Here is a 26,688-nt window from a genome sequence, read left to right as displayed (position 1 = left end):
GAGAGAGACAGCACACGATGAGCATGACCCCCGAGCAGGCGACCTGGTTCTGCGACATCTTCGGGCGCCTGGTGGCCAACGTCGACCAGGTGCTGTTGGGGAAGACCTTCGTCGTCCGGCTGTCGTTTACGGCCCTGCTGAGCGAGGGGCACCTGCTGCTCGAGGACTTCCCGGGGACGGGCAAGACGTCGCTCGCCCGCGCGATCGCGCAGAGCGTCCAGGGGACGAGCAACCGGGTCCAGTTCACGCCCGACCTGTTGCCCGGCGACATCACGGGCGTCAGCATCTACGACCAGAAGGCCGGTGAGTTCGAGTTCCACCGTGGACCGATCTTCTCCAACATCGTTCTCGCCGACGAGATCAACCGTGCCAGCCCCAAGACCCAGTCCGCCTTGCTCGAGGTCATGGAAGAGAGCCGGGTCACGGTCGACGGCGTCAGCCACCCCGTGGGGTCGCCGTTCATGGTCATCGCGACGCAGAACCCGGTCGAACAGGCCGGCACCTACCGTCTGCCCGAGGCCCAGCTCGACCGATTCATCATGAAGACGTCGATCGGTTACCCCGACCACGCGGCCACCGTGCGCATCCTCGAGGGTTCGGCCACGCGGGTGCACGAGGGCAGTCTCAACCCGATCGTCCAGGCCGGCGTCATCACCGAGATGGCGCAGCTGGCCCGGACGGTGCACGTCGAGCCCACCATCAGCGACTACGTCGCCCGTCTCGTCGACGGGACGCGGACCGCCCAGGAGGTCCGTCTCGGCGTGAGCGTCCGCGGCGCCCTGGCCCTCGTGCGGACGGCGAAGACCTACGCCGCGTCGCTCGGACGTCACTACGTCATCCCCGACGACGTCAAGTCCCTGGCCGAGCCCGTGCTCGCGCACCGCCTCGTGCTCGACCCCGAGGCCGAGTTCGACGGCGTCACGCCCTCCAGCGTCGTCAGTCAGCTCTTGATCGAGACGGCGCCACCCGCCGAACGGGTAGCCGTGTGAGCGAGCGTCCCCGCAGGGCCGACCGGGCCACCCGGTCCGCGCCTGGTTCGACCACGGACGCCGGGCGGACCGGCCGCACGCGGCCCCGAGGTGGCTCGCGCGGGGTCGACCAGCGCTTCGACTCGTCGTTCTCGACGGGAACACAAGGGCTGACCAACGCCCGGACCCGCATCGTCGGCGACCGCACCGGGGTCGGTGCCGACGTGCTCGTGCTGCTCGTGAGGGCGACCCGGGGGGCCCGCCGCAGCGTCCGCCGGGCCTTCACCAGCGCCTCCTCGGTGGTCACGCCGTTCGGTTGGACGGCCCTGGTCGCCGCGCCCGTCGCCCTGGTCGTCGGCTACCTGTTGGGCTGGGCCGAGTTCGTCGTCGTGGGGTACGCCGTCGTCGTCCTGTTGGTCGTGGCCGGTCTCGCCCTGATCGGTCGGAACGCCGTCCGCATCACGCTCGAGATCCCCCACGAGCGGGTGGCCGTCGGGGCTCCGGCCTCGGGGGTCGTGCGGGTCCGCAACGCGGGCGCGCGCCGCATCCTCGGTGTGGCCGTCGAGGTGCCGGTCGGCCCGGGGCTCGCCGAGATCGACCTGCCGAGCCTGCGGGCCGGTGACGAGGTCTCCGAGTCGTTCGACCTCCCCACGACGCGCCGGGGCGTCGTCGCGGTGGGGCCGGTGAGCACCGTCCGCGGAGACCCGGTCGGCCTCGCCCGTCGCGAGATCGAGTGGACGGGTGTCACCGAGGTCTTCGTCCACCCCCGCACCATCGGCATCCCCAGCACGAGCACCGGCCTCATCCGCGACCTCGAAGGCAATCCGACGCGCGACCTGTCGCCGAGCGACATCTCGTTCCACGCCCTGCGCGAGTACCAACCCGGCGACGAACGCCGCAACATCCACTGGAAGTCGACCGCCAAGACCGGCACCTACATGGTCCGGCAGTTCGAGGAGAGCCGTCGCAGCCACCTCGTCATCGCACTGAGCCTGGCGGACGGGGACTTCGCGAACGAGGACGAGTTCGAGCTCGCCGTCAGTGCCGCCGGATCGCTGGGCGCCCGCGCCATCCGTGACGCCCGCGAGGTCAGCGTCGTCGTGGGCGAGACCACCCCGGAGTTCGCGAAGCGCAAGAACCTCGCGATCCGCGCCCTGAGCACCCTCACGCGCAACCGGTTGCTCGACGAGCTCGCCGTTGTCGCGTCGGCCGAGTCGGCTCTCGCCATCACCGACGTCGCCCGCGTGGCCGGTGACCAGATCGGGGGCATCTCGGTCGCCTTCCTCGTGGTCGGGTCGACGACGACCGTGACCGAGATGCGTGCTGCCGCGATGCAGTTCCCGTTGGGGGTCGAGGCCGTCGCTATCGTGTGCGACCCGGAGACGGTCCCCGGCATGAGGCGCATCGCCGATCTCACCGTCCTGACCATCGGCTACCTCGAGGACCTCCAGAAGTCGCTCGCCCGGACGGCCAGCGCATGAGTCCCGACGGCGGCGTCCGTGCGCCGACCGGCGTGGCCGCGCCTGCTCCCCGGGTGCGGTCACGCGCCCGGCCGACCCGACTCCGGGCGCCGTTCGCCGCCACCGCCGTGGGGCTGTTCGCCGCCTCGCTCGGCAGCGCGACAGCCACGTTCTGGCCGGTCTACGGCAGCGGCTCCTTCGTCGTGCTCGCCCTCGTCGCCTTCGTCGTCGGCACCGGAATCGCCCTCGGTGCGGCCGTCCTGAGGTTATCCAGCGTGTGGGTCTTCGTCACCACGCTCGTGGCGTACCTCGTGCTCGGCGTCCCCCTGGCCGTGCCGTCGCAGGCCTCGAACGGGGTGCTCCCCACGGCGAGGGGTCTGCTCACGCTCGTCTCGGCCACAGCCCTCGGCTGGAAGCGCCTGGTCACCATCGCGCTGCCGGTGGGCAGCTACGAGGCCCTCCTCGTGCCGGTGTTCGCCCTGGTGTTGGTGGGCACCGTCGTCGGGCTGACGGTGGCGCTGCGCAGCCGACGCGGAGAACTCGCGTCCGTGGTCCCCGTCGTCGTCTGGATCGCGGCGATCGTGCTCGGCCCGGCCGAGGCCTGGTGGCCCCGCGTCACGGGCCTGGCCGTGCTCGTGACGGTCATCGCCTGGGTGGTCTGGTGGCGCCTCCGTCGACGACGCCTGGCCCTGGACGCGCTCACGGCCCGTGTGCCCGGCGTCTCGGCCGGCCACCGACCCGTCGTCGTCCGGGCGGTCGTCGGGACGCTCGCCACGCTGGCGGTCGCGGGCGCCGCCGGGACGGTCGCCGTCTCGGCCGCTCCTCCGGCGACCTCGCGCACGGTGGCGCGGACGGTCGTCGAACAGCCGTTCGACCCGCGGGACCGGGTCAGCCCGCTCTCCGGCTTCCGAGCCTACGAGCAAGAGCCCGCCGTCGACGGGACGCTGCTCCGGGTCACCGGGCTCCGCGACGGTCAACGCCTTCGGATCGCCACCCTCGACACCTACGACGGCGTCGTCTACAGCGTCGGCAGCGGTGAGGTCGACAGCGCGTCGGGGTTCTTCACGCGCGTCCCGTCCACCGTCGACCAGACGGCCGTCGACGGTCAGCGGAGCACGGTCGACGTCACGGTCGAGGCGTACGACGAGCTCTGGGTGCCGACCGTCGGGCAGCTCGAGTCCGTGGCGTTCGAGGGCCCCACGGCGGACGCCCGACGCGATTCGTTCTTCTACAACGACGTCACGGGTTCCGCGGTCGTCCTCGGTGGTCTGCAGCAGGGCGACTCGTACCGCTTGGAGGCCGTCGTGCCCCGTCAGCCGGGCGAGGACGACCTCGACGCGCTCACCCCGGGCACGGCCACGGTGCCGACGCCCCGGGACGTGCCCGACGAACTGGCTTCCGCTCTCGAGGACGACGTCGCCGGCCTGCAGGAGCCGGGGGAGCGGCTGCAGGCCGCGTTGGCCGCGCTGCGCGAGGACGGCTACGTCAGCCACGGGGTCTCCGCCGACGAGCCCGTCAGCCGGTCCGGGCACGGGGCGGACCGCATCGCGCAGCTCTTCACCGATCCCGTCATGATCGGCGACGCCGAACAGTACGCGACCGCGGCGGCACTGATGGCCGACCAGCTGGGGTTCCCGGCTCGGGTCGTCATGGGCTTCGCACCTGAGACCGGCGAGGGCGAGAGGGGCATGAGCGACGCCGTCGAGGTGACCGGCTCGGACATCACGGCCTGGATCGAGGTCGACACCGCCCGGTACGGCTGGGTCGCACTCGACCCGAACCCCGCCGAGCGGCCGATCCCCGAGGACCAGGTGCAGGACCCCACCCAGATCTCGCGACCCGAGTCCGTCGTGCAGCCACCGCCGCAGGACCCCCAGGTGAGAGACGACCAGACCCCGCCCCAGTCCGAGCAAGACGACCCCGAGACCCCTCCGGCCTGGTTGGCCACGGTCTTGCTGATCGCCCGCATCGCCGGTTGGAGCGCTCTCGTGGCCGGGCTGCTCGCGGCCCCGTTCGTCACCGTCGTCGCCCTCAAGGCCCGCAGGCGGCGGCGACGACGATCGGCGCACAGTCCGTCGGCCCGCATCAGCGGTGGTTGGCACGAGTTCCAGGACGCCGTGGTCGACCACGGCATCGTCACCCCGCGCGCGGCGACGCGGAGCGAGGTCGCCGCCGTGGTCGGCGGGTCGCGTCCGGCCGTGCTCGCCAGGGTGGCCGACCGGGCCGTGTTCTCGCCGAACGCTCCGGCGGAGGCCGACGCCGACCGGGTCTGGACGGCCGTCGCCGAGATGCGTCGGGCCCTCGGCGTGGGGCTCACCAGGCGGCAACGGTTCGCGGCAGCGGTCTCTCTCCGATCGTTGCGTGGTTACCATGGGCGCACACGTCCCGAGCGCCAGAGGAACAACTGATGTACTGCCCCACCTGTGCCAGCCCCCTGCCCGTCGGGGCGATGTTCTGCGGCGAGTGCGGTCGGGCGGTCTCGAGCGCAGACCTCGCCGCCGGCCGTCGGCGGGCCGCAGCGGCTGCCGAACACGTCGACGCGGCGACTCCGGCCGACCTCCCTGAGCCCGCCCCACGGGCGACGACCCATCCTCGACGCAGCGACGGGGCAGAACCCCCCTGGTGGGTGCGTGACCGACAGGCCGAGGCTGCCCCCGTGCCGACCCCCGACGAGACCGGCCGGGCGACACCCGAGAACGACCGACCGGCCGTGGACGGGCCGGGCCCCGTGCCCCCCGCCTCCGCGCCCGAGCCCCCGGCCTGGCCCGTCCAGGCCCCGACCGGCGCCGCGGAGCCGGCCTCCGACGCCCCCGAGACAGTCGTTCCCGAGACGGTCGCCCCCGAGGAGGCGCGGCTCGAGTCGACGGGTGCCTCCCGTCCCATGAGCCCCCCGGCTCCTCCGGCGACGGGCGCCCCGGCGCCCTTGAGGTCGCCGGCCCGGCACTCCGAGAACGGGCCCCGGCCGACCTCGGCTCCGCTCTGGACGGCGTCGCTGACGCCGATCGAGGCGGAGGCCCGCCCCTCGCCCGCGACCGCCGAGGACCGGGCTCCCGGATCGCCGACTGTCGAACCCGAGGCGTCGGACGAGCAGGCCCGACGCCAGACCGGGACCGAGACCGAGGGCGGGGCCCCGTCCGGCACCGGGATCGAGTCCGGCCCCGAGATCGAGACCGGCAGCGGGGAGTCCTCCGAGGTGGTCGAGACCGGCGTCGAAGGCGGGCACGACCCGTCGGAGGACCGTGGCGACGTCGGCCGCGTCGGCGAGGACGCCGACCCGGACGATGACGAGCGTGACGTTCCCACCGCCGTCCCCCCACAACTCGTGCACCCCCCGACCGACCTGCCGCAGGACGGCGACACCGCACCGGTGGCAGCCCTCGATCCGGACGTCCCCCGGCCGTCGCCGGTCGGTGGGGTCGGCGACCCCGTCGAGCGTCCCGTGCCCGCCGAGCCTGCTCGATCGACACCCGTTCCCCTCGTCGAGCCGGCCCCTCTCGTCGAACCCGGTGCGGTCTTCGTCCTCGAGCGGTGCACGCAGTGCGGCGCCTCGATCGGCGAGGACGACATCTTCTGTGGCGAATGCGGCGCCGTCGTCCAGTCGGTCGCCCTCTCGTTCACCGGGCCCATCGTCCCTCTGCCACCCGGATGGCGTCCGGACGAGGGCTCCTCCGTCCGGCGCCGCGGTCCCGTCGACGACGCAGCGCACGAGGGCACGGGTCCGCACGATCGAACCGGATCACGCGTCGAGCCCGGAACGAGCCGTCGGTCCCCGCAGTCCGACCCCGGCGCGAGAGAGCAGGCGGCCGGCGACCGGGGTACCGGTGACGACCTGGCCGGCGTGAGCCCCGCCGCGGACGACCACGCCGCGGACGACCACGCCGCGGACGACCACGCCGCTGACGGCTTCGTCTCGGGTGACCCGGGTGGGCGGCGCGACGCCGACGAGCGCGCGACGGCTCGACCTGCTCCCGATCCCGTCGACCACGTGCCCGGCTTCCGAGCCGAGCGTCCGGCCGTCACGCCCCGGGCGACCGTGGCCGACGTCCCGCCTGCTCCGTCGTCGTCGTCTGCCCCGGCGTGGCGGCCCCGGCGTCCGCTCGTCGACCTGCCCTCGGACGACGACGTGGACGAGACGCGCATCGTCCGTCGGGCCGCCCTGGGTTCCGAGTTCGTCCTGCAGTTCAGCACGGGGGAGAGCATCACGATCGACGGCACCGGTCTCGTCGGGCGCGCGCCGTCTCCCCAGCCGGGAGAGCGCTTCGACCAGCTCGTCCGCATCGTCGATCCGGGCAAGTCGGTGTCGAAGACGCATCTCGAGTTCGGGCAAGAAGGCGGCGCACTCTGGATCAGCGACCGCTGGTCCGGCAACGGCACGGTCGTCCGGCCCCGTGACCTCCCGCCACGCCGCGCCGATCCGGGCGTCCGCGTCCGGGTGACCCGAGGCACCAGGGTCGAGATCGGCGAACAGTTCTTCGTCGTCGTCTGACTCGCGCCTCGTCCCCACCCGTGCCGAGAGGCTGATCGTCCCCAGGACCGCGAGGTCCCTCCCACGGGCGGTGACGGATGCGATCCACTGGGGCCATGACGTCCCCGAAGCCGACGAGATCGTCGGCCGGGCCCTCGCGGGTCCGACTGCCACCGCCTCCGATGCGTGCCCGTCCGACCGCGATCCCGGTCGTCACCGTCACCGCGGCCGGCCTCGCCACCGCCGTGTGCGGGCTCGTCCTCGGGGTGGGGTCCACGGGGGTCCTGGCCAGCGTCGTCGTGACGGCCGTGGCCACGGCCGCGGGGTGGGCGATCGACCGTGTGGTCGGAGCGACGTTCACGACCCGTCGTGAGCGCTCACGGTTCGAAGCCGCACTGGACGAGGTCGACGAGACCGTCGCGCGCCTGAGGGCGGAGCGATCGCGCGAGCTGGCCGCGTGGTACCCGACGGCCGACCGGGTCCGGTCGTGCGACGCCGCACGACATGTGCCCCGGGCCCTGGTGCTCGGGGTGGGTCGCGCCTCCAGCGGGCTCGTGCTCGAGGGCCGTCCCGACGACCAGCTCGAGCCCGACGACCCGATCAGGGCGCGACTGGCGACACTGCGCGACGAGGCGGCCACCCTCGACGAGGCTCCGCTGTGCGTGCCCCTCGAGACGACCGTGCGGGTCGTCGGCCCGCCGGTCGTGGCCGAGGCGGTCGCGTCGGGGTTGCGACGTCAGCTCCGGTCGGCCGGGGCGCCGAGATCCGATGCGACCGAGGCCGTTCAGTGCGTCGTCGTCGGCCCGCCGGCGACCTCGTCCTCAGCCGCCGAGCAGCCACCTCGCACGGTCGACACCGTCCTGCTGATCGGACCGGACGGCGAGGCCGTGGTCACCCGCACCGGTGGGCAACCGTGCCAGCAGAGCTTGCGGGTCGCGTTCGTGTCGGTGCTCGACGGGTGAGTGCCGCGCGACTAGCGGTCGAGACCGCTGCCGAGACGGATGCGACCGACCAGGCCGTCGCCGCCGGTGACCTTCTCGAGGGTGCGCTCGACGACACGGTCGGCCGCGGCCGCGTCCACCGCGCCCTCGTCGACCAGGAGGCGCAGGGCGACCAGGGTGCCGGCCCTCACGTTCCCGTCGAGCACCTTGACCGCCACGGCCACGCCGTCCGGCGTGCCCATCACCATGACGCCTTCGGCCCCCAGCTTGGCCAGGACGCCGAGCTCGTCGATCGTCACCGTGTTGGCTCGGCCCGGGCCGTCGATCGCCCACGCGTCGCCGAGCACGGCCTCGACCAGGTGGGCGGCATGGTCGTCGCGCGCGACGCCCGTCGCGCGGACCGACCCCGTGACCCGGGCGACGGCCCGAGCCAGACCGACGACGGTGGTCGCGATCACGGGGGCGCCGCACCCGTCGACGCCCGAGTGGTCCACGGTCTCACCCGTGAGCTCGGCGACCGTGTCGCGGACGGCGGCCTGCAGGGGGTGGTCGGTCGCCACGTAGTTCGACGGGTCCCAGCCGTTCTCGGCGCAGGCCAGCAAGAACGCGGCGTGCTTGCCCGAGCAGTTCATGGCGAGGCGTCGCTTCGCCGTGGCCTGGCGGGCGCTGGCACGGTCGCCCGGCCAGTCGGGCGGGCAGAGCAGGTCGGCCTCGGTGCTGCCGGACCGGGCGAGCAGCGCCTCGACGACCTCGAGGTGGGCCGGCGTGCCGGCGTGGCTCGCCGTCGCGAGCACGGCCTGCGGGCCGTCGAGGGAAACCCCGGCACGCAGCACCGTGAGCGCCTGCAGCGGCTTGAGGCACGAACGCGGGTAGATGGTGGCGTCGGCGTCACCGACGCGCCGCAGCTCTCGGCCGGCGGCATCGACGACGACGCCCGCGCCGAGGTGTCGGCTCTCGTCCCAGCCCGAGCGCTCGAGCACGGCCAGTTCGACGCTGCCCGAGGCGTTCAGGGGGTGGCGGGTGGTCCTGGCGGGGCGGGGGTCGGTCATGATGGGGAGTGTACCGAGGCCTGACGGGCGAGCACGTCGCACCGACCGGGGCCCGAGAAGGAGTCAGCATGCTCGACCACGACTACGCCGTCGACGTCCGGTGGACGGGCGACCGGGGCGAGGGCACCACCTCGTACCGCTCGTACGGACGCGACTCCACCATCGTCGCGACGGGCAAGCAGCACGACGTCCTGGCCTCGGCCGACCGCACCTTCCACGGCGACGCCGACCGCTGGAACCCCGAAGAACTCCTCCTGGCCGCCCTGGCCCAGTGTCACCTCCTCAGCTACCTCCACGTGGCCGCGACTGCCGGCGTGACCGTCGTCGCCTACCAGGACGCCGCGGTGGGGCGCATGACCCAGACACACGACGGCGGCGGGCGCTTCACGTCGGTGACCCTCCGACCGACCGTCACGGTCGCCGACGAGGGCATGGTCGAGCGTGCCCTCGAGCTGCACGCCGAGGCGAGCCGGAAGTGCTTCATCGCGGCATCCGTCGCCTTCCCCGTCGGCCACGAGCCCACCGTGGTGGCGGCGTCCAGAGAAGCCGACCGGGCGTGAGGCACAATGGCACGGCACGTCCGCCGTGCCGATCCCCACGGCACGACCCCCTCCACCCCGACCGAGAGACCACCATGCGCCGCTCCCTCGCCCTCCTGGCCGTCCCTGCCCTCCTCCTGTCCCTGGCCGCCTGCGCCGGCGACGCGGGCGGATCGACCGACGCCTCGACGCCGAGCAGTTCGGCGTCGGCGACCTCCGACGTCCCGCTGCGCGCCACCGGTGAACCCCAGGCCCCGCAGGCCGGGTTCCCGACCGTCGAGCTCGACGCCGACGGTCGTCCCACGGTGACCGTGCCCGACGCCGACGCTCCCACCGAGCTCGGCGTCGAGACGCTGATCAAGGGCGACGGCGCCACGGTCCAGGCCGGTGACACCGTCACGGTCCAGTACCAGGGCGTCATCTGGAACACCGGTGAGATCTTCGACGAGAGCTGGTCACGCGGGGCACCCGCGACGTTCTCGACCGACCAGGTCATCACGGGCTTCGCCGACGGCATGATCGGCCAGACCGTCGGGTCGCAGACCGTCGTCGTCATCCCGCCGGCCGACGGCTACGGCGAGTCCGGGCAGCCCCAGGCCGGCATCTCGGGCACCGACACGCTCGTCTTCGTCATCGACATCCTCGCCGTCTCCTGAGCCGGCCGACGACGACCGGCGAGACCGTCCTCCGATGACCCGCACCGCGCCTCCTTCGTCCTCGGCTGCCCTCCGGCGGGGCCGACCGGGCCGGTGGGTCGCGCTCGTGAGCGTCCCGCTCGTCGCACTGGTGCTCAGCGGCTGCACGGCTGGCCCCGACGAGCCGGCGCCGACGGCGAGCACCGCGTCCGGCGACTGCCAGGCGCCAAACTCCGGTGCCCTGTCGGACGGCGTCGACGTCACCGGCGACGTCGGGTCCAAGCCCCAGGTGGCCTTCGACTCGCCGCTCGAGGTCACCTCGACGCAACGCACCACGCTCGTCGAGGGCGACGGCGAGGTCGCCGAGCAAGGCTCGGTCGCCAACGTGCGCATCGCCGTCTACGACGCCGCGACCGGGGCCGAGGTCACGTCCGCCGGGTTCGACGACGGTCAGCAGCCGACGCAGCTGACGGTCAGCACCGACTACTACGTCCCGGGCATCGTCGACGCGATCGCCTGCGTCGCCTCGGGCAGTCGCACGGTGACCATCGCCTCGGCCGCCGACATGACGACGGCCACCGCCACCGAGCAGGACGCCGCGCCGACCCCCGTCGTCATCGTGGCCGACGTCGTGTCGATCGTGCCGACGAAGGCGACGGGCGAAGCGCAGCCCCCGACGGACGGGTTCCCGACCGTCGAGCTCGCCGACGACGGCCAGCCGACCGTCACGATCCCCGCCGGCACCGACCCGCCGTCCGACCTCCGCATCGAGGTGCTGAAGAAGGGTGACGGCGCCGCCGTGCCCGACCCGGCGAACGTCACCGTGCAGTACCAGGGCGTCAACTGGACCACGGGCGAGGTCTTCGACCAGAGCTGGGGCAAGGGCACCCCGACGCCGTTCTCGACCGACCAGGTCGTACCCGGGTTCGCGAAGGCCATGATCGGTCAGACCGTGGGGTCGCAGGTCGTCGTGATCATCCCGCCGAGCGAGGGGTACGGCGAGGCGGGGCAGCCGTCGGCCGGCATCGGCGGCACCGACACCCTCGTCTTCGTGATCGACATCCTCGCCGTCGCCTGACCGCAGGGCGGGCCGGGCCGGTGCGACCGCCCTAGGCTGACCCCATGCGCCGCATCACCATCCTCGGTTCCACCGGTTCGATCGGGGTGCAGGCCCTCGACGTCGTCCGGGCCCACCCCGACCTGTTCGAGGTCGTCGGCCTCTCGGCCGGCTCCGACCGCGAGGGCGTCGCCGCGCAGGCGGCCGAGTTCGGCGTCGAGCACACGGCCCTCGGCACGGACGAATCGGTCCAGCTCGTCAGGGACGTCCGGGCCGACGTCGTGCTGAACGGCATCACCGGATCGGTCGGGCTCGCCCCGACGCTCGCCGCCCTCGACTCGGGCGCGTCGCTCGCCCTCGCCAACAAGGAGAGCCTGATCGTCGGCGGCGACCTCGTGAAGCAGCGGGCTGCCCCCGGTCAGATCGTGCCCGTCGACTCCGAGCACTCCGCGATCGCCCAGGCCCTGCGCTCCGGGGCCGAGCGTGAGGTGCGTCGGCTGGTGCTGACCGCGTCGGGCGGGCCGTTCCGTGGCCGCAGCCGAGACTCGCTCGCCGACGTCACGCCTCGGGAGGCCTTGGCGCACCCGACATGGGACATGGGCCTCGTCGTCACGACGAACTCGTCGACCCTGGTCAACAAGGGGCTCGAGGTGATCGAGGCGCACCTCCTCTTCGACGTCGACTACGACCAGATCGACGTCACCGTGCACCCACAGTCGATCGTGCACTCGATGGTCGAGTTCGTCGACGGCTCGACCATCGCGCAGGCCTCGCCGCCCGACATGCGCCTGCCGATCTCGCTGGGGCTCGCGTGGCCGGACCGCGTCGAGGGCGTGGGCGCCCCGCTCGATTGGACCCGCGCCTCCTCGTGGACCTTCGAGCCGCTCGACGACGAGGCCTTCCCGGCCGTCCGGCTCGCGAAGCAGGTCGGACGGGCAGGTGGCACGTACCCGGCCGTGTTCAACGCCGCGAACGAGCAGGCCGTCCTGGCGTTCCACGCCGGCCGGGTGGGCTACCTCGACATCCTCGACGTGGTCGACGCCGTCGTCGACCGGCACGCCGCGGGCGAGAGCAGCCTCGAGGGCGTGCTCGACGCCGAGCGCTGGGCCCGCGCCGAGGCGGACGCGCTGCTGGCTCGCTGAGGCGGCCGCGCTGCCGGCCCGCTGAGGCGGCCGCGCCGTACGGCCCCGCGTGGGACCGCCCCAGTTCGGGGCTCCCAGCGTCGTCATGGCGTCGACGCGGTGGACGTCCGGCCGGGGGCGGTTACCCTTGCCCGGTGCAGACGATCCTCCTCTTCGTGCTCGGCGTCCTGGTCCTGGTCGTCGGGTTGGCCGTGTCGATCGCCCTGCACGAGGTGGGCCACCTCGTGCCGGCGAAGAAGTTCGGCGTGAAGGTCGGTCAGTACATGATCGGCTTCGGGCCGACCGTCTTCTCGCGGAAGAAGGGCGAGACCGAGTACGGCGTCAAGGCGCTGCCGCTCGGTGGCTACATCTCGATGTCGGGCATGTTCCCCCCGGGCAAGGCCGGAGGAGGCGCGCGACAGTCGAGCACCGGCTTCTTCAACACCCTCGTGCAAGACGCCCGCACGGCCAGCGCCGAGACGATCGACGAGGGCGACGAGTCGCGCACGTTCTACCGACTCCCCGTGCACAAGCGCGTGATCATCATGCTCGGCGGGCCGTTCATGAACCTGCTGATCGCGATCGCCCTCTTCGCCGTGCTGCTCTGCGGCTTCGGGGTCCAGCAGGCGAGCACGACCGTCGGAAGCGTCAGCACCTGCGTGCTGCCCGCCGGGTCGACCGAGACGAGTTGCCCCGCGGACGCGGCCGAGGCCCCCGCCTACGCCGCCGGCATGCTGAACGGCGACCGGATCGTCTCGATCGACGGGACGACCGTCACCGACGGCGACCAGATCACGAGCATCCTGCAGCGATCGCCCGGCGAGACCCTCGACGTCGTGGTCGACCGCGACGGCGCCGAGCGCACGCTGCAGGTGACGCCGGCGTTGTCCGAGCGGTATGTGACGACCTCGAGCGGCGCCGTCGCGACGAACCCCGACGGCAGTTCGCAGACCCAGGAGGTCGGCTTCGTCGGCATCGGCTTCGCCTACGAGAAGGTGCGCCAGCCGGTCACGGCCGTGCTGCCGGCCGTGGGCGACAACGTCGCTCACGTGGCCGGGGTCATCGTCAGCCTGCCGCAGCGCCTCGTCGGGGTGGCGCAGGCGGCGTTCGGCGGTGCCGAACGCGACCCGAACGGTCCGGTCAGCGTCGTCGGTGTCGGCCGCATGGCGGGCGAGATCGCGAGCCTCGACACCATCCCGGTGGTCGACCGCATCAGCACGCTCGTCGGCCTGCTCGCGAGCCTCAACGTCGCGCTGTTCGTCTTCAACCTCGTGCCGCTCATGCCGCTCGACGGGGGTCACGTGGCCGGCGCGCTGATCGAGGCCGTCCGCCGCGGCTTCGCGAAGCTGTTCCGTCGACCCGACCCGGGGCCCGTCGACACGGCCAAGGCCATCCCCGTGACCTTCGCGGTCGTCATCCTGCTCGGCGGCATGACCGTGCTGCTCACCTACGCCGACATCGTCAACCCGATCAACATCTTCGGCTGACGCCGCCTGCGACTCGTCGACGGCCGGTCACCCGCCGTCCAGCGCCGAGGTTTACGATGACACCCGTGCCAGCAGTCAATCTCGGAATGCCGAAGGTCCCCGAAGTCCTCGCCCCGCGCCGCAAGACGCGGCAGATCAAGGTGGGCAAGGTGCTCGTGGGTGGCGACGCCCCCGTCAGCGTCCAGTCGATGACCACGACGCCGACGCCCAACATCAACGCGACCCTGCAGCAGATCGCCGAGCTCACGGCCAGCGGGTGCGACATCGTGCGCGTGGCCGTGCCGAGTCGCGACGACGCCGAGGCCCTTCCGATCATCGCGAAGAAGAGCCAGATCCCGGTCATCGCCGACATCCACTTCCAGCCCAACTACGTCTATCAGGCGATCGACGCCGGTTGCGCGGCCGTGCGGGTCAACCCGGGCAACATCCGCAAGTTCGACGACCAGGTGGGCAAGATCGCCGCGGCAGCGAAGGCGGCCGGCGTGTCCATCCGCATCGGCGTCAACGCTGGGTCGCTCGAGCCGAGCATCTTGCAGAAGTACGGCAAGGCCACGCCCGAGGCGCTCGTCGAGTCCGCCGTGTGGGAGGCATCGCTCTTCGAAGAGCACGACTTCCACGACTTCAAGATCTCGGTCAAGCACAACGACCCGATCGTCATGGTCAAGGCCTACCGCCAGCTCGCCGAGCGCGGCGACTGGCCCCTGCACCTCGGCGTGACCGAGGCCGGCCCCGAGTTCCAGGGCACGATCAAGTCGGCGACGGCCTTCGGCATCCTGCTGAGCGAGGGCATCGGCGACACGATCCGGGTGAGCCTCAGCGCGCCTCCCGCCCAAGAGGTCAAGGTCGGCCTGCAGATCCTGCAGTCGCTCAACCTGCGTGAGCGCAAGCTCGAGATCGTCAGCTGCCCCAGCTGCGGTCGTGCCCAGGTCGACGTCTACAAGCTGGCCAACGACGTCACCGACGGGCTCGAGGGCATGACCGTGCCGCTGCGCGTCGCCGTCATGGGCTGCGTCGTCAACGGTCCGGGCGAGGCCCGCGAGGCCGACCTCGGCGTCGCCTCGGGCAACGGCAAGGGGCAGATCTTCGTCAAGGGCGAGGTCATCAAGACCGTCCCCGAGTCCGAGATCGTCCAGACCCTCATCGACGAAGCCAACCGCCTCGCGGCCGAGATGCCCCCCGGCGAGCTCGGCTCGCCCGAGGTCGTCACCGTCTGACCCGGGCCACCCCGGGGGTGAGGCGACCCCCTTCAGGAGGCGCGGTGCGAGATCTCTCGCACCGCGCCTCCCGTGCGTGGTCGTGTCCGTGCCCGGGGCGGGTCGGAGCGTGTGTCGTCGTGTGACGCGCCGATGTGACGCGGCCCGGGGCGTCGGCCACCATGGACGACGCACCGCGACAGCCTCGGCCCACCACCGAGCGGTGCCCCCGCAGCGCCCCGAGAGGACCCCATGACCAGCAGCGCCCCCCTGATCGACGCCCCCAAGAAGGGCCCCGGTCGACTCATCGCGATCATCGTCGCCATCGTCGTCGTGCTCGCCGCCGTCGGCATCGCCATCGGCGTCACCCGTGGCGGTGGCGACGACGAGACCGTGCGCATCGGAGTCGTCGGCGCGAGCGACCCGTACTGGGCCGACTTCGTCCAGGCCGCGGCCGACGAGGGCATCACCGTCGACCTGGTCGACTACTCGGACTACGAGCAGCCGAACCCCGCCCTCGCCGACGGCGAGATCGACCTGAACCAGTTCCAGCACATCGTCTACCTCGCGCAGTACGACGTGGCCTCGGGCAACGACATCGTGCCGATCGGTTCGACGGCCATCTACCCCCTGCCGCTGTACTCGTCGGAGTACACCGAGCTGAGCGAGTTCCAGAAGGGCGACACCGTCGCGATCCCCGACGACTCGAGCAACCTGGCTCGCGCCCTGCTCGTGCTGCAGTCGAACGGCCTGGTCTCGTTGAAGGACGGCGGCAGCATCTTCTCGGGCGTCAACGACATCGACGAGTCGAAATCGAAGGTGAAGGTCGCCACGGTGAGCGCCGACCTCGCCGCCACGTCGCTGCCCGACTACGCCGGCGCCATCATCAACAACGACTTCGCGACGAAGGCCGGCCTGTCGACCGACGACGTCATCGCCCAGGACGACCCGAACGACCCGTCGTCGGTGCCCTACGCCAACGTCTTCGCCGCCCGCGCAGAGGACAAGGACGACGCCACGTACGCGAAGCTCGTCCAGATCTACCAGGACACCAAGGCCGTCACCGACGGCGTCGTCGACAACTCGGGCGGAACGGCGATCATCACGAAGATCCCCGTGAGCGACCTCGAGGAGTCGCTGACCGAGACCGAGAAGCTCGTCGAACAGAACGGCTGACCCACGAGGTCGCCCACCCCGGCCCGGATCGCGCGCAGAACGACGCTCGTGGTCCGGGCCTCCGCCCGTGCTGAGGAGAACGCGTGCCCGCCATCACCCTTACCGACGTCGTCAAGACGTACCCGCCCCGAGAGAAGGGCGCCGCACCGCTGACCGCGGTCGACGGCGTGAGCCTAGAGATCGCCGAGGGCGAGATCTTCGGCATCATCGGTTACTCGGGCGCGGGCAAGAGCACCCTCGTGCGTCTCGTCAACGCGCTCGAGCCCACGACGAGCGGCCGCATCGAGATCGACGGCCGCGAGATCACCGGTCTGCGCGAACGCGAGCTGCGCGGCGTGCGGGCCGGCATCGGCATGATCTTCCAGCAGTTCAACCTCTTCTCGTCGAAGACGGTCTGGGGCAACGTCGAGTTCCCCCTCAAGGCGGCCGGCGTGCCCAAGGCCGAACACCAGCGACGCATCAGCGACCTGCTGCATTTCGTCGGTCTCGGCGACAAGGCCCACGCCCGCCCCGACCAGCTCTCGGGCGGTCAGAAGCAGCGCGTCGGCATCGCCCGCGCCCTCGCCACCAACCCGCGCATCCTGCTGGCCGACGAGGCCACGAGCGCGCTCGACCCCGAGACGACGAGCGAGGTGCTGGCCCTGCTCAAGCGCGTCAACGCCGAGCTGGGCATCACGATCGTCGTGATCACCCACGAGATGGACGTCATCAAGTCGATCGCCGACCGGGTGGCCGTGATGGACTCCGGCCGGGTCGTCGAGACCGGCCCCACGTTCGAGGTCTTCTCCGACCCGCAACAGGCGTCGACCAAGCGCTTCGTCTCGACCGTCATCGCGGGCACGCCCCACGGCGACGAGCTCGAGGCGTTGCGGGCCCGTCACGAGGGCACCCTCGTGTCGGTGCGCATCGCCGAGGGCGGCGTGGACCAGCGCGACGTCTTCGCCCTGCTCGCCCGTCACGGCCTGTCGTTCGAGATCGTCTTCGGGGGAGTCAACGACATCCAGGGGCGCACCTTCGGCACCCTCACCCTCGCGGTCACGGGCGACGCCGCGGCGGTGCGATCCGCGGTCGCCGAACTCGGCGCCACCGCGACCGAGCTGCCCGCGTCGGGTGCGGCCGCGTCCGCGCCCACCTCGACCTCCACGACGGAAGGACGCTGACATGGACTCCCTGATCGAACTGCAACCCATGCTCTGGCAGGCGGCCGTCGAGACCGTGTACATCGTCGCCCTGACGCTGCTCTTCGGTGGCATCGGCGGGCTCGTGCTCGGCCTGGCGCTCTACCTGACCCGAGGCGGGGCCCTCTTCGAGAACCGCGCCGTCTACGGCGTCCTCAACGTGGTCGTGAACGTGTTCCGTCCCATCCCGTTCATCATCTTCCTGGCCGCGGCCCAACCGCTGGCGAGGTTCGTGATCGGCTCGGGCAGCGGCAACCCGGCGATCATCTTCACCCTCTCGCTCGCGGCGTCGTTCGCCATCTCGCGAATCGTCGAGCAGAACCTGCTCACCGTCCAGCCGGGCGTCATCGAGGCTGCACGAGCCGCCGGAGCCGGCCCCGCCCGCATCATCGGCACCGTGCTGCTGCCCGAGGCCCTCGGCCCGCTGGTGCTCGGCTACACGTTCATCTTCGTCGCGCTGGTCGACATGTCGGCGGTGGCCGGCTACATCGGTGGTGGCGGTCTCGGAAACTTCGCCCTGCTGTACGGCTACCGGCAGTTCGACCCGGTGGTGACCTGGGCGGCCGTGCTGCTGATCATCGTCCTGGTGCAGCTCGTGCAGTTCCTCGGCAACTGGCTCGCGAGGCGGGCGCTGCGGCGCTGACGGCCCCGCGGTCACGCGGGCCGACGCTGTCGGGGGACTGGTTTACAGTGGGGCGCGTGACCGACACCGCCACCGCCAGCCAGACCCCGCCGCCGGCTCCGGCCCCCGTGACACCCGCCGAGCTCGAACGGGCACGGCAGATCGTCGGGGCGGTCTCGCAGGCGTTCGCCCGCAAGGTCGTCGGTCAGACCGCCCTCCGCGACACCCTGCTGGTCGCCTTGATCACCGGCGGGCACGTCCTCCTCGAGAGCGTCCCCGGTCTGGCGAAGACGACGGCCGCGCAGACCATCGCGCAGTCGATCGACGCGAGCTTCCGGCGCATCCAGTGCACCCCCGACCTGCTGCCGAGCGACATCACGGGCACCCAGATCTACGACGCCCAGAAGTCGACCTTCGTCACCCAGCTCGGTCCGGTCCACTCGAACTTCGTCCTGCTCGACGAGATCAACCGGTCGAGCGCCAAGACGCAGAGCGCCATGCTCGAGGCGATGCAAGAGCGGCAGACGACGATCGGTGGCACGGTCTACCAGCTCCCCTCACCGTTCCTCGTGCTCGCGACGCAGAACCCGATCGAACAAGAGGGCACCTACCAGCTGCCCGAGGCGCAGCTCGACCGGTTCCTGCTCAAAGAGATCCTCGACTACCCGTCGCCGGCCGAAGAGGCCGAGATCATCCGCCGCATCGAGAGCGGCGTCTACGACGAGGCCACCGCGCCGTCGACCGGTGTCGGGCTGGGCGACGTCGTCTACCTGCAAGACCTGGCCAAGCGCGTCTACGTCGACGCGTCGATCGTGAACTACATCGTCCAGCTCATCTACGTCACCCGGCACCCGCAGCAGTACATCCCGGCGACCCTCGCCGACTACGTCGAGTTCGGGGCCAGTCCTCGGGCCAGCATCGCCTTCATGCAGGCAGCGCGGGCCCTCGCCCTGTTGCACGGCCGCGACTACGTCATCCCCGAAGACGTGAAACACCTGCGGCACTCCGTGTTGCGCCACCGCCTGATCCTGAACTACGAGGCGACCGCCGACGAGGTGGCACCCGAGACGATCATCGACGCCGTCTTCGGCGCCGTCCAGACCCCCTGACGCCGGTGGCCAGCCTGCTGTTGCGCGTGCGGACCAAGATGGGCCTCTTCGCCCACCGACGCACCATCGACCTGCTCGAGGGGGGCTACGCCTCGGTGCACCACGGCCGCAGCCACGACTTCGACGACCTCCGGGCCTACGTGCCCGGCGACGAGGTCAAAGACATCGACTGGAAGGCCACGGCACGACACGGCGAGCCCCTCGTCAAGCGCTACATCGCCAGTCGGCGGCAGAACCTCGTCCTCGTGATGGACACCGGGCGCAACATGGCGGCGACGGCCACGAGTGGTGAGTCCAAGAAAGACATCGCCCTGATGGCCGCCGGTGCGCTGGCCTACATCGCAGCGAAGCACGGCGACGTCGTGTCGCTCGTGGCCGGCGACTCGTCCGGCACGCGCGCCCACCCCGCCGGTGCGACCGAAGCGCACCTCGAGACCCTCTTGCGTCAGGTCGACCGGCGGGTCGACCTCGACGCTCCCACGAGCGACCTGGCCCAGGTCCTCGAGTGGGTCGCGCGGGGCATCCGCCGTCGATCGATGCTGTTGGTGGTGACCGACGACGTGGCGATCGACGAGCGCATCACCCGTCTGCTGCGTCGCCTGCGGGCCCAACACGAGGTGGTCTGGCTGACCGTCGGCGACGCCGACCTCATGACGCGAGCGGGTCGTGCCGGCGAGGTCTTCGACGTGAGCGAGATGTCCGGCCTGCCGGCGTACCTCCGCGAGAACGCCGAACTGAGGCGCGAGTTCGACGACACGTCCGTCCGACGCGTCGGCGACACCGAGCGAGAGCTGCAGGCCCTCGGCATCAGCAGTCAGCGACTCGGCAGCCAGGCCGAGGTCGTGCCGGGCCTGTTCGCCCTGATCGAGAAGCACCGCCGTGTCGGGCGCTGACGACTTCTTCGGGCCCTACCAGTACCCGCTCTGGGTGCTCTGGCTCGTCCTCGGCCTCGTGGGACTCGCCCTCGTGGTCGCCTGGTACGTCTTCGTCTTCCGGTTCTCGGCCCGGCGGCTGCCGCCCGCCCAGCGGGCGGCCCTCGCGGCGTCGCGACCGGCGGACCTCGCCGACACCAAGGCCAAGTACCTGGCCCTGATCGACGAGGTCGAGACCGCGGCGACGGCGGGTCGGCTCAACGACCGCGGGGTGCACTCTCGGCTCAGCCTGTTGCTGCGGTTCTTCGCCCACGAGACCAACGGAGTCGACACCCACGTGATGACCCTGGCCGACCTCCGCGAGTCGAACCTGCCCCGGCTCGCCGGGGCCGTCGAGCAGTACTACCCGCCGGCCTTCCGGCTCGAAGAACCGGGCGACACGGCTCGTGCCGTCGCCACCGCGAGAGACCTGGTGTCGTCATGGGGCTGATCTTCTGGTGGCTGCCGCTGGCCGCACTGGCGGTCGTGGCACTGGCGGCCTGGCTCTACGTGCGGTGGAGGCGCCGAGACCTGGCGCGCCTCCGTCGGCTCGGCGTCCCCGTCGCACATGGCGAGCGACTGACGGCCCTGCCCGCCTACCAGCGCATCGTCCGGCGGTACCGTGCGGCCCTCGGCGTCGTGCTCGTCGCGATGGTGGCGCTGACCGGCATCAGCGTGCTGCTCGCCGCCCGGGTGTCGAGCACCGACGTCGTCGAGCCGCAGTCGTACAAGCGCGACATCATGCTCTGCCTCGACGTCTCGGGCTCGATGACCGAGGTCGACTCGCAGATCGTCGACACGTTCTCGACGCTCGCCCAGGGCCTCGACGGCGAACGCATCGGGCTCTACCTCTTCGACAGTTCGGCCGTCCAGGCCTTCCCGCTCACCGACGACTACGACTTCGTCCGCACCCAGCTCGAGCAGTACCGCGACTCGTTCGACACGATGGGCGAGAACGGCACCCGCTACTGGACGGGCACCGACCGCGGCGACGGGGCGTCCCTCATCGGCGACGGCCTGGCCTCGTGCGTGCTCGGCTTCGGCGACGACGACGGCACGCGACCCAAGTCGGTCGTGCTCGCGACCGACAACTACGTCAACGGCAAGGCCCTGCTGACCCTGACCGAGGCGGCCGACCTGGCGGCCGAGCGCGACGTCCGGGTCTACGCCGTCAACCCCGCCGACCACGGCACCGACGCCGTGGCCGACCAGGTCGCCGCCGAGCTCCGCGCAGCGGCCGAGTCGACGGACGGCGGCTACTACGCCCTCGCCGACTCGACGACGGTGCCCCAGATCGTCGACGAGATCGACGCCCGCGAGGCCGGGCTGTTCACCGGAGCCCGCCGCCTCGTGGTGACCGACCACCCCCAGGCGCTCGCGATCGCCGCGTTGATCGTGGCGATGGGTGGGCTCGTCCTGCTCTGGCGGGTGCGACTGTGATCGCGGGGGCGCTGGTGTTCCAGCCGGTCATGCCCTGGTGGCTGGTGATCGTGGCCGCCGCCGCGTTGCTCGGCTTCACCGGCTGGCGCGTCGTCGCCGAACGGCGCCGTCGTCGTGCCCTGCTCACCTGGGTGCGCCGCCTGGTGATCGTCGCACTGCTGCTGGTCGTGGCCGTCCGACCCAGCCTGCCCGGCGGTTCCGCCCAGGCGTCGGTCGCACAGCTCAACGTCTTCTTCGTCGTCGACACCACCTCGAGCATCGCGGCAGAAGACTGGGGCGACGGCCAGCGGCGCCTCGACGGCGTCCGGGCGGACGTCGCCGAGGTCACCTCCCAGCTGGCCGGTGCCCGCTTCTCGTTGCTCTCGTTCGACAGCACCGCCGTGCTGCGGACGCCTCTGACCGACGACGCCTCGGCCGTGGTGGCCGCGGCGGACGCCATGAACCAAGAGGTCACCTACTATTCGAGCGGCAGCTCGATCAGCGAGGCGAACGACTTGTTGGCAGAACGGCTCACCGAGGCCCGCCAGAACGCACCGGAGCGCGCGAACGTCGTGTACTACCTCGGCGACGGCGAGCAGACCAGCGGTACCGAGCCCGAGAGCTTCGCGGCCTCGGCAGGCGACGTCGACGGTGGGGCGGTGTTCGGGTACGGCACCGAGCAAGGGGGCAAGATGCGCGTGTTCGACGGTTACGGCGACGAGTACTCGACCGAGGAGTACATCCAGGACCGCACGCAGCCCGGTGACCCCGACGCGGTATCGGTCATCGACGAGGACGCCCTGCGGCGCATCGCCGACCAGCTCGGCGTGCCGTACGTCCACCGCACGGCCGACACCTCCGTCGACGCGGCGGTGGCGGACGCCCGTGACGGTGCCGTCGCCTCCGACGACGGTCGCGCGGACAGCCTGATCGACCTCTACTGGATCGCGGCGATCCCGGCCTTCCTGCTGCTGCTGCTCGACGTCGCCCTCGTCGCGCGGGCCCTCGGCGAGGTCCGGCCGTCCCGGCCGACGCGCCCCGGACGCGGGCACGGGGCCACGCCCGCGGGTGGCGGCCACCGGCCCGAGAGAGGAGCGCAGTCGTGACCGACACCCTCGTGCCCCCGCCCGTCGACGAGGTCCGCCGGGCCCACGAGGCCGAGGCCGGGCCGAACGTCGAGCAGTACCGCAAGCACCTCCGGCGCCGGCTGCTGCTCTGGTCGGCTCCGGCCGTCCTGGTCGTGCTGCTCGTCGCGCTCAAGCTGCTCAGCCTGCCCGCCTTCGCCGCCCTGACGCAGTGGTCGTACGGTGACCGTGAGTTCGAGCGCAGCGCGTCCCTCAGCGAGCCGCTGGGCGTCGCCAACGTGGTCGAACCGTGGGTGCACCACTTCGACCGTGGCACCGCGTACGCGCAGATCGGCGTGCTCGACGTGGCGCGTGGCGAGTTCGTCACGGCCCTCGACCTGGCCCCCGACGACGCCACGATCTCGTGCGTCATCCGGGTCAACCTCGTGCTCACGATCGAGGCCCAGGGCGACGCCGCGCTGCTCGAGCTCAGGTACGCCGACGCCGAGGCCCTCTACGAACTCGGTCAGAAGACCATCGACGGGGCACCGGAGGGTTGCTTCCAGCCGCCGGAGGACCCCCAGCAGCCCGACACCTCGCAGCCACTCGACGACGCCCAGCAGCGGCTCGACGAGAAGGGCGACCAGGCCCAGGGCGGTCAGGGCGACGAGCAACAGCCGGGCGGCGACGGCAGCGACCCCGGTGCCGGGGGAGACGAGCCCGGCGAGGGCCAGGGGCAGGCCCCGTCCGACGACCCCCTCGACCAGTTGCAGCAGCAGGGCGAGCAGAGCCAGCAGCAGCAACAGCAAGACACCGACCGCGACCGGTACTACGAGCAGAACCCGGGCGACTACGACGGCAAGCCGTGGTGAGTCGGGCGCGCCCCTAAGCTGGACGGGTGTCCACACGTCTCTCCCAGCTCTTCGTCCGCACCCTCCGAGAAGACCCCTCCGACGCCGAGGTGACCAGCCACCGGCTGCTCGTCCGCGCCGGGTACATCCGTCGTCAGGCACCGGGCGTCTTCGCCTGGCTGCCCCTCGGCCTGCGCGTCAAGGCCAAGATCGAGGCCGTCATCCGTGACGAGATGCAGGCCGCGGGCGCTCAAGAGGTGCACTTCCCGGCGCTGCTGCCGCGTGAGCCCTACGAGGCCACCGGTCGTTGGACCGAGTACGGCGAGGGCATGTTCCGCCTGAAGGACCGCAAGGACGCCGACTACCTCCTGGCTCCCACGCACGAAGAAGCCTTCACCCTCCTGGTGAAAGACCTCTACTCGTCCTACAAAGACCTGCCCTTGACGCTCTTCCAGATCCAGGACAAGTACCGCGACGAGGCCCGTCCCCGCGCCGGCCTGCTGCGCGGTCGCGAGTTCACCATGAAGGACGCCTACTCGTTCGACGCGTCCGACGCCGGCCTCGACGACAGCTACCAGAAGCAGCGCGACGCCTACGAGCGCATCTTCACCCGCCTCGGCCTCGAGTACGTCATCGTCAAGGCCGACGCCGGGGCGATGGGCGGCTCGCGCAGCGAGGAGTTCCTGCACCCCACCGCCATCGGCGAGGACACCTTCGTCCGGTCGGCCGGCGGCTACACGGCCAACGTCGAGGCCTTCACGACGATCGTGCCCGACGCCGTGCCGATCGAGGGCCTCGCCCCCGCGCGTCGCCTGGCTCCTGCCGACACCCCGACGATCGACTCGTTGGTGGCGCAGCTCGAGGCGCACGAGCCCCGCGACGGCGCCGCGTGGACGGCCGCCGACACGCTGAAGAACGTCGTGGTGGCGCTCAGCCACCTCGACGGCACCCGCGAGCTCGTGGTCGTGGGGCTGCCCGGCGACCGCGAGGTCGACATGAAGCGGCTCGAGGTCGCCTTCGCCCCGGCAGGGGTCGAGGCCGCGGGTGACGCCGACTTCGCGAAGAACCCGGTCCTCGTGCGCGGCTACCTCGGCCCGCAGGTGCTCGGCAGCGAGTCCGACTCGGGCATCCGCTACTTCGTCGACCCGCGCGTGGTCGAGGGTTCGGCCTGGGTCACCGGGGCGAACGAGAAGGGCGTGCACGTCGCCGACCTCGTCATGGGTCGCGACTTCACCGCCGACGGCACCATCGAGGCCGCCCAGGTCCGCGAGGGCGACCCCGCGCCCGACGGGTCCGGCCCGATCGAGACGGCCCGCGGCATGGAGATCGGCCACGTCTTCCAGCTCGGTCGCAAGTACGCCGAGGCCCTCGGGCTCAAGGTGCTCGACGAGAACGGCAAGCAGGTCACGGTGACGATGGGCTCGTACGGCATCGGCGTGACCCGCATCCTCGCGGTCATCGCCGAGGCGAACAACGACGAAAAGGGCCTGGTCTGGCCCGCCAACGTCGCCCCGTTCGACGTCCACGTGGTCGCCACCGGCAAGGACCCCGTCGTCTACGAGGTCGCCGAGAAGCTCACGGCCGACCTCGAGGCCCACCGTCTCGACGTGCTCTACGACGACCGTCCCAAGGTCTCGCCGGGCGTCAAGTTCGGCGACGCCGAACTGCTCGGCGTGCCGCAGATCGTCGTCGTCGGGCGTTCGGCCGGCGAGGGCGTCGTCGAGCTCTGGGACCGCCGCACCGGCGAACGCACCCCGGTCCCCGTGGCCGAGGCCGTCGCGACCCTCACGGCTCCGCGGGCGTCCTGACCACCGGCACCGCGCCTCCTCGGCTCGACCTCGTCGAACCCGCAGGAGGCGCGGTGCCGACCCCACGGACGGTCCGCCGGGCACCCCGCTCTCGGGTACCGTAGAGGGATGCTGTGCGCGCCATCGTGCGTGCAGCCTGCAGATCTGAACAGTGGAGGCCCTCAGTGGACATCGACCTGAGCGTGCTGCGTCTCATGGAGCGCGAGCGCGAGATCCCCTTCGACGAACTCGTGCGCATCATCGAGCAGGCCATCTTGACGGCCTACCTCAAGCACACGAACCAGCCCGAGAGCCGCATCCCGGCTGCTCGCGTCGAACTCGACCGCAAGACCGGCCACGTCTCCGTGTTCGCCATCGAGCGTGACGACGAGGGCGAGGTCGTCGGCGAGTCCGTCGACAGCCCGAGCGACTTCGGCCGCATCGCGGCCTTCGCGGCCAAGCAGGTCATCAACCAGCGCCTCCGCGACATCGGCGACGACAAGGTGCTCGGCCAGTTCAAGGGCCGAGAGGGCGACATTGTCGCGGGCGTCATCCAGCAGGGGCCGAACCCTCGCATGATCCACGTCGACCTCGGAACGGTCGAGGCGATCCTGCCTCCCGAAGAACAGGTGCCGGGCGAGAAGTACGACCACGGCTCGCGCATCCGCGTGTACGTGACCGGTGTCAGCAAGGGCACCAAGGGGCCGCAGATCACCGTCTCGCGCACCCACCCCTCGCTCGTGCGCAAGCTGTTCGCGCTCGAGGTGCCCGAGATCGCCAGCGGCGTCGTCGAGATCGTCTCGCTGGCTCGCGAGGCCGGCCACCGCACCAAGATGGCCGTCCGCGCCACCGAGCCCGGCGTCAACGCCAAGGGCGCCTGCATCGGTGAGATGGGGCAGCGGGTGCGTGCCGTCACCACTGAGCTGAACGACGAGAAGATCGACATCGTCGACTACTCGAGCGACCTCCCGACCTTCGTGGCCAGCGCCCTGTCGCCCGCCAAGGTCTCGTCGGCCTTCGTGATCGACGCGTCGACCAAGGCCGTCCGGGCCCTCGTGCCCGACTACCAGCTGTCGCTCGCGATCGGCAAAGAGGGGCAGAACGCCCGCCTCGCCGCGAAGCTCACGGGCGCGCGGATCGACATCCAGCCGGACAGCATCCTCGAAGACGATTGACCGGATGTCGATCCGCGCGCCGGGTCGACGTCGAGACGCTCGAGGCGATCGACGCACCGCGCCGTTCGCCCCGAGCGTCTCCCGTCCCGCGACCCGAGGGGGTAAGGTGGAACCCGTAAGAACGTGCATCGGTACTCGAACGCGCGCTCCACGATCCGCACTCGTGCGGGTCGTCGCCCAGAACGGACGTCTCGTGGTCGATCAGACCGCGACCCTTCCCGGGCGGGGTGCGTGGTTGACGCCGTCGATCGACGCGTTCGAGTCGGCAGTGAAGCGCAGGGCTTTCCGCCGTGCACTCCGCCTCGACTCCGAACCCGACGTCGACGAGCTCCGCGCCTACCTCACGCGGATCGTCCCGGCACGACCCATCGCCATGACAGAACAGGCTGAACGGCACATGGACAACTGATGAGCAACCACCAATGAGCGGCTCGAAATGAGACCCGTCCAGAACTGAAGGCTCTTCCCGTCTCGGGGAGGG

General features: G+C 71.5%; 24 protein-coding genes. 23 read left to right on the top strand and 1 reads right to left on the bottom strand.

The genetic code is table 11. The features are described 5' to 3' along the window. The first annotated feature begins 17 nt into the window (after window positions 1-17). The 5 genes from ITJ55_RS03180 to ITJ55_RS03160 all read left to right on the top strand — a co-directional run bounded on the left by ITJ55_RS03180 (window position 18) and on the right by ITJ55_RS03160 (window position 7,855). The gene (locus tag ITJ55_RS03180) at window positions 18-989 is read left to right on the top strand and encodes a MoxR family ATPase (protein ID WP_194594043.1); all 972 of its coding nucleotides are present in this window, start codon (window positions 18-20) and stop codon (window positions 987-989) included. Then, a complete protein-coding gene (locus tag ITJ55_RS03175) occupies window positions 986-2,449 on the top strand; it encodes a DUF58 domain-containing protein (RefSeq protein ID WP_370543991.1) in 1,464 nt (487 codons plus the stop codon). The genes ITJ55_RS03180 and ITJ55_RS03175 overlap by 4 nt, the downstream gene beginning before the upstream one ends. Further along, window positions 2,446-4,836: a transglutaminase domain-containing protein gene (locus ITJ55_RS03170; RefSeq protein ID WP_194594042.1), complete on the top strand. Its 2,391-nt coding sequence runs from the start codon at window positions 2,446-2,448 to the stop codon at window positions 4,834-4,836. Before ITJ55_RS03175 ends, ITJ55_RS03170 begins: the two co-directional genes overlap by 4 nt. A gap of 248 nt (window positions 4,837-5,084) precedes the next feature. Next, complete coding sequence (locus tag ITJ55_RS03165; protein ID WP_194594041.1) at window positions 5,085-6,914, top strand: zinc-ribbon domain-containing protein; 1,830 nt, start codon at window positions 5,085-5,087, stop codon at window positions 6,912-6,914. 95 nt (window positions 6,915-7,009) lie between these two features. Continuing rightward, complete coding sequence (locus tag ITJ55_RS03160) at window positions 7,010-7,855, top strand: hypothetical protein (protein ID WP_228497552.1); 846 nt, start codon at window positions 7,010-7,012, stop codon at window positions 7,853-7,855. 11 nt (window positions 7,856-7,866) lie between these two features. On the opposite strand, the gene ITJ55_RS03155 is transcribed toward ITJ55_RS03160, so the two are convergent. Continuing rightward, window positions 7,867-8,883, bottom strand: coding sequence for an asparaginase (locus tag ITJ55_RS03155; protein ID WP_194594039.1), 1,017 nt, complete (start codon window positions 8,881-8,883; stop codon window positions 7,867-7,869). Window positions 8,884-8,951: 68 nt separating this feature from the next. Between ITJ55_RS03155 and ITJ55_RS03150 the strand changes: the two genes are divergently transcribed. From ITJ55_RS03150 to ITJ55_RS03065, 18 genes are all read left to right on the top strand, one after another. Continuing rightward, a complete protein-coding gene (locus ITJ55_RS03150) occupies window positions 8,952-9,443 on the top strand; it encodes an OsmC family protein (RefSeq protein WP_194594038.1) in 492 nt (163 codons plus the stop codon). 74 nt (window positions 9,444-9,517) lie between these two features. After that, a complete protein-coding gene (locus ITJ55_RS03145) occupies window positions 9,518-10,078 on the top strand; it encodes an FKBP-type peptidyl-prolyl cis-trans isomerase (RefSeq protein WP_056256981.1) in 561 nt (186 codons plus the stop codon). A gap of 34 nt (window positions 10,079-10,112) precedes the next feature. After that, on the top strand, window positions 10,113-11,135 hold the full coding sequence (locus tag ITJ55_RS03140) for an FKBP-type peptidyl-prolyl cis-trans isomerase (protein WP_194594037.1): 1,023 nt from the start codon (window positions 10,113-10,115) through the stop codon (window positions 11,133-11,135). A gap of 44 nt (window positions 11,136-11,179) precedes the next feature. Then, on the top strand, window positions 11,180-12,256 hold the full coding sequence (gene dxr / locus ITJ55_RS03135) for a 1-deoxy-D-xylulose-5-phosphate reductoisomerase (RefSeq protein ID WP_194594036.1): 1,077 nt from the start codon (window positions 11,180-11,182) through the stop codon (window positions 12,254-12,256). 134 nt (window positions 12,257-12,390) lie between these two features. Then, window positions 12,391-13,722: an RIP metalloprotease gene (locus ITJ55_RS03130; protein ID WP_370543990.1), complete on the top strand. Its 1,332-nt coding sequence runs from the start codon at window positions 12,391-12,393 to the stop codon at window positions 13,720-13,722. A gap of 65 nt (window positions 13,723-13,787) precedes the next feature. Beyond that, window positions 13,788-14,936 (top strand): flavodoxin-dependent (E)-4-hydroxy-3-methylbut-2-enyl-diphosphate synthase, encoded by a 1,149-nt coding sequence (gene ispG, locus ITJ55_RS03125; RefSeq protein WP_171007237.1) that lies wholly within the window; start codon window positions 13,788-13,790, stop codon window positions 14,934-14,936. Between the two features lie 231 nt (window positions 14,937-15,167). After that, the gene (locus tag ITJ55_RS03120; protein ID WP_194594035.1) at window positions 15,168-16,091 is read left to right on the top strand and encodes a MetQ/NlpA family ABC transporter substrate-binding protein; all 924 of its coding nucleotides are present in this window, start codon (window positions 15,168-15,170) and stop codon (window positions 16,089-16,091) included. A gap of 83 nt (window positions 16,092-16,174) precedes the next feature. After that, window positions 16,175-17,251 carry a methionine ABC transporter ATP-binding protein gene (locus ITJ55_RS03115; RefSeq protein ID WP_194594034.1) on the top strand — a complete coding sequence of 359 codons (1,077 nt, stop codon included), beginning with the start codon at window positions 16,175-16,177 and terminating at the stop codon, window positions 17,249-17,251. A gap of 1 nt (window position 17,252) precedes the next feature. Further along, complete coding sequence (locus ITJ55_RS03110) at window positions 17,253-17,912, top strand: methionine ABC transporter permease (RefSeq protein ID WP_194594033.1); 660 nt, start codon at window positions 17,253-17,255, stop codon at window positions 17,910-17,912. 56 nt (window positions 17,913-17,968) lie between these two features. Next, complete coding sequence (locus tag ITJ55_RS03105; protein ID WP_194594032.1) at window positions 17,969-19,000, top strand: MoxR family ATPase; 1,032 nt, start codon at window positions 17,969-17,971, stop codon at window positions 18,998-19,000. A gap of 5 nt (window positions 19,001-19,005) precedes the next feature. Beyond that, window positions 19,006-19,893, top strand: coding sequence for a DUF58 domain-containing protein (locus tag ITJ55_RS03100; protein ID WP_194594031.1), 888 nt, complete (start codon window positions 19,006-19,008; stop codon window positions 19,891-19,893). After that, window positions 19,880-20,362, top strand: a complete 483-nt coding sequence (locus ITJ55_RS03095; protein WP_194594030.1) for a hypothetical protein — start codon at window positions 19,880-19,882, stop codon at window positions 20,360-20,362. Before ITJ55_RS03100 ends, ITJ55_RS03095 begins: the two co-directional genes overlap by 14 nt. Beyond that, window positions 20,353-21,351 (top strand): VWA domain-containing protein, encoded by a 999-nt coding sequence (locus tag ITJ55_RS03090; RefSeq protein ID WP_194594029.1) that lies wholly within the window; start codon window positions 20,353-20,355, stop codon window positions 21,349-21,351. Before ITJ55_RS03095 ends, ITJ55_RS03090 begins: the two co-directional genes overlap by 10 nt. 29 nt (window positions 21,352-21,380) lie before the next feature. Beyond that, a complete protein-coding gene (locus ITJ55_RS03085) occupies window positions 21,381-22,436 on the top strand; it encodes a vWA domain-containing protein (RefSeq protein WP_194594028.1) in 1,056 nt (351 codons plus the stop codon). After that, window positions 22,433-23,266, top strand: coding sequence for a hypothetical protein (locus tag ITJ55_RS03080; RefSeq protein ID WP_194594027.1), 834 nt, complete (start codon window positions 22,433-22,435; stop codon window positions 23,264-23,266). The genes ITJ55_RS03085 and ITJ55_RS03080 overlap by 4 nt, the downstream gene beginning before the upstream one ends. 26 nt (window positions 23,267-23,292) lie before the next feature. Next, window positions 23,293-25,053: a proline--tRNA ligase gene (locus tag ITJ55_RS03075; RefSeq protein WP_194594026.1), complete on the top strand. Its 1,761-nt coding sequence runs from the start codon at window positions 23,293-23,295 to the stop codon at window positions 25,051-25,053. 164 nt (window positions 25,054-25,217) lie between these two features. Further along, window positions 25,218-26,207 (top strand): transcription termination factor NusA, encoded by a 990-nt coding sequence (nusA, locus tag ITJ55_RS03070; protein WP_194594025.1) that lies wholly within the window; start codon window positions 25,218-25,220, stop codon window positions 26,205-26,207. A 4-nt stretch (window positions 26,208-26,211) separates the two neighbouring features. Beyond that, window positions 26,212-26,616, top strand: coding sequence for a YlxR family protein (locus tag ITJ55_RS03065; protein ID WP_194594024.1), 405 nt, complete (start codon window positions 26,212-26,214; stop codon window positions 26,614-26,616). Window positions 26,617-26,688: the final 72 nt, after the last annotated feature.

Origin of the sequence: Frigoribacterium sp. VKM Ac-1396, from assembly GCF_015350895.1 — a bacterium.
Taxonomy (GTDB): domain Bacteria; phylum Actinomycetota; class Actinomycetes; order Actinomycetales; family Microbacteriaceae; genus Frigoribacterium.
This window is presented reverse-complemented; position numbering and strand designations above follow the sequence as displayed.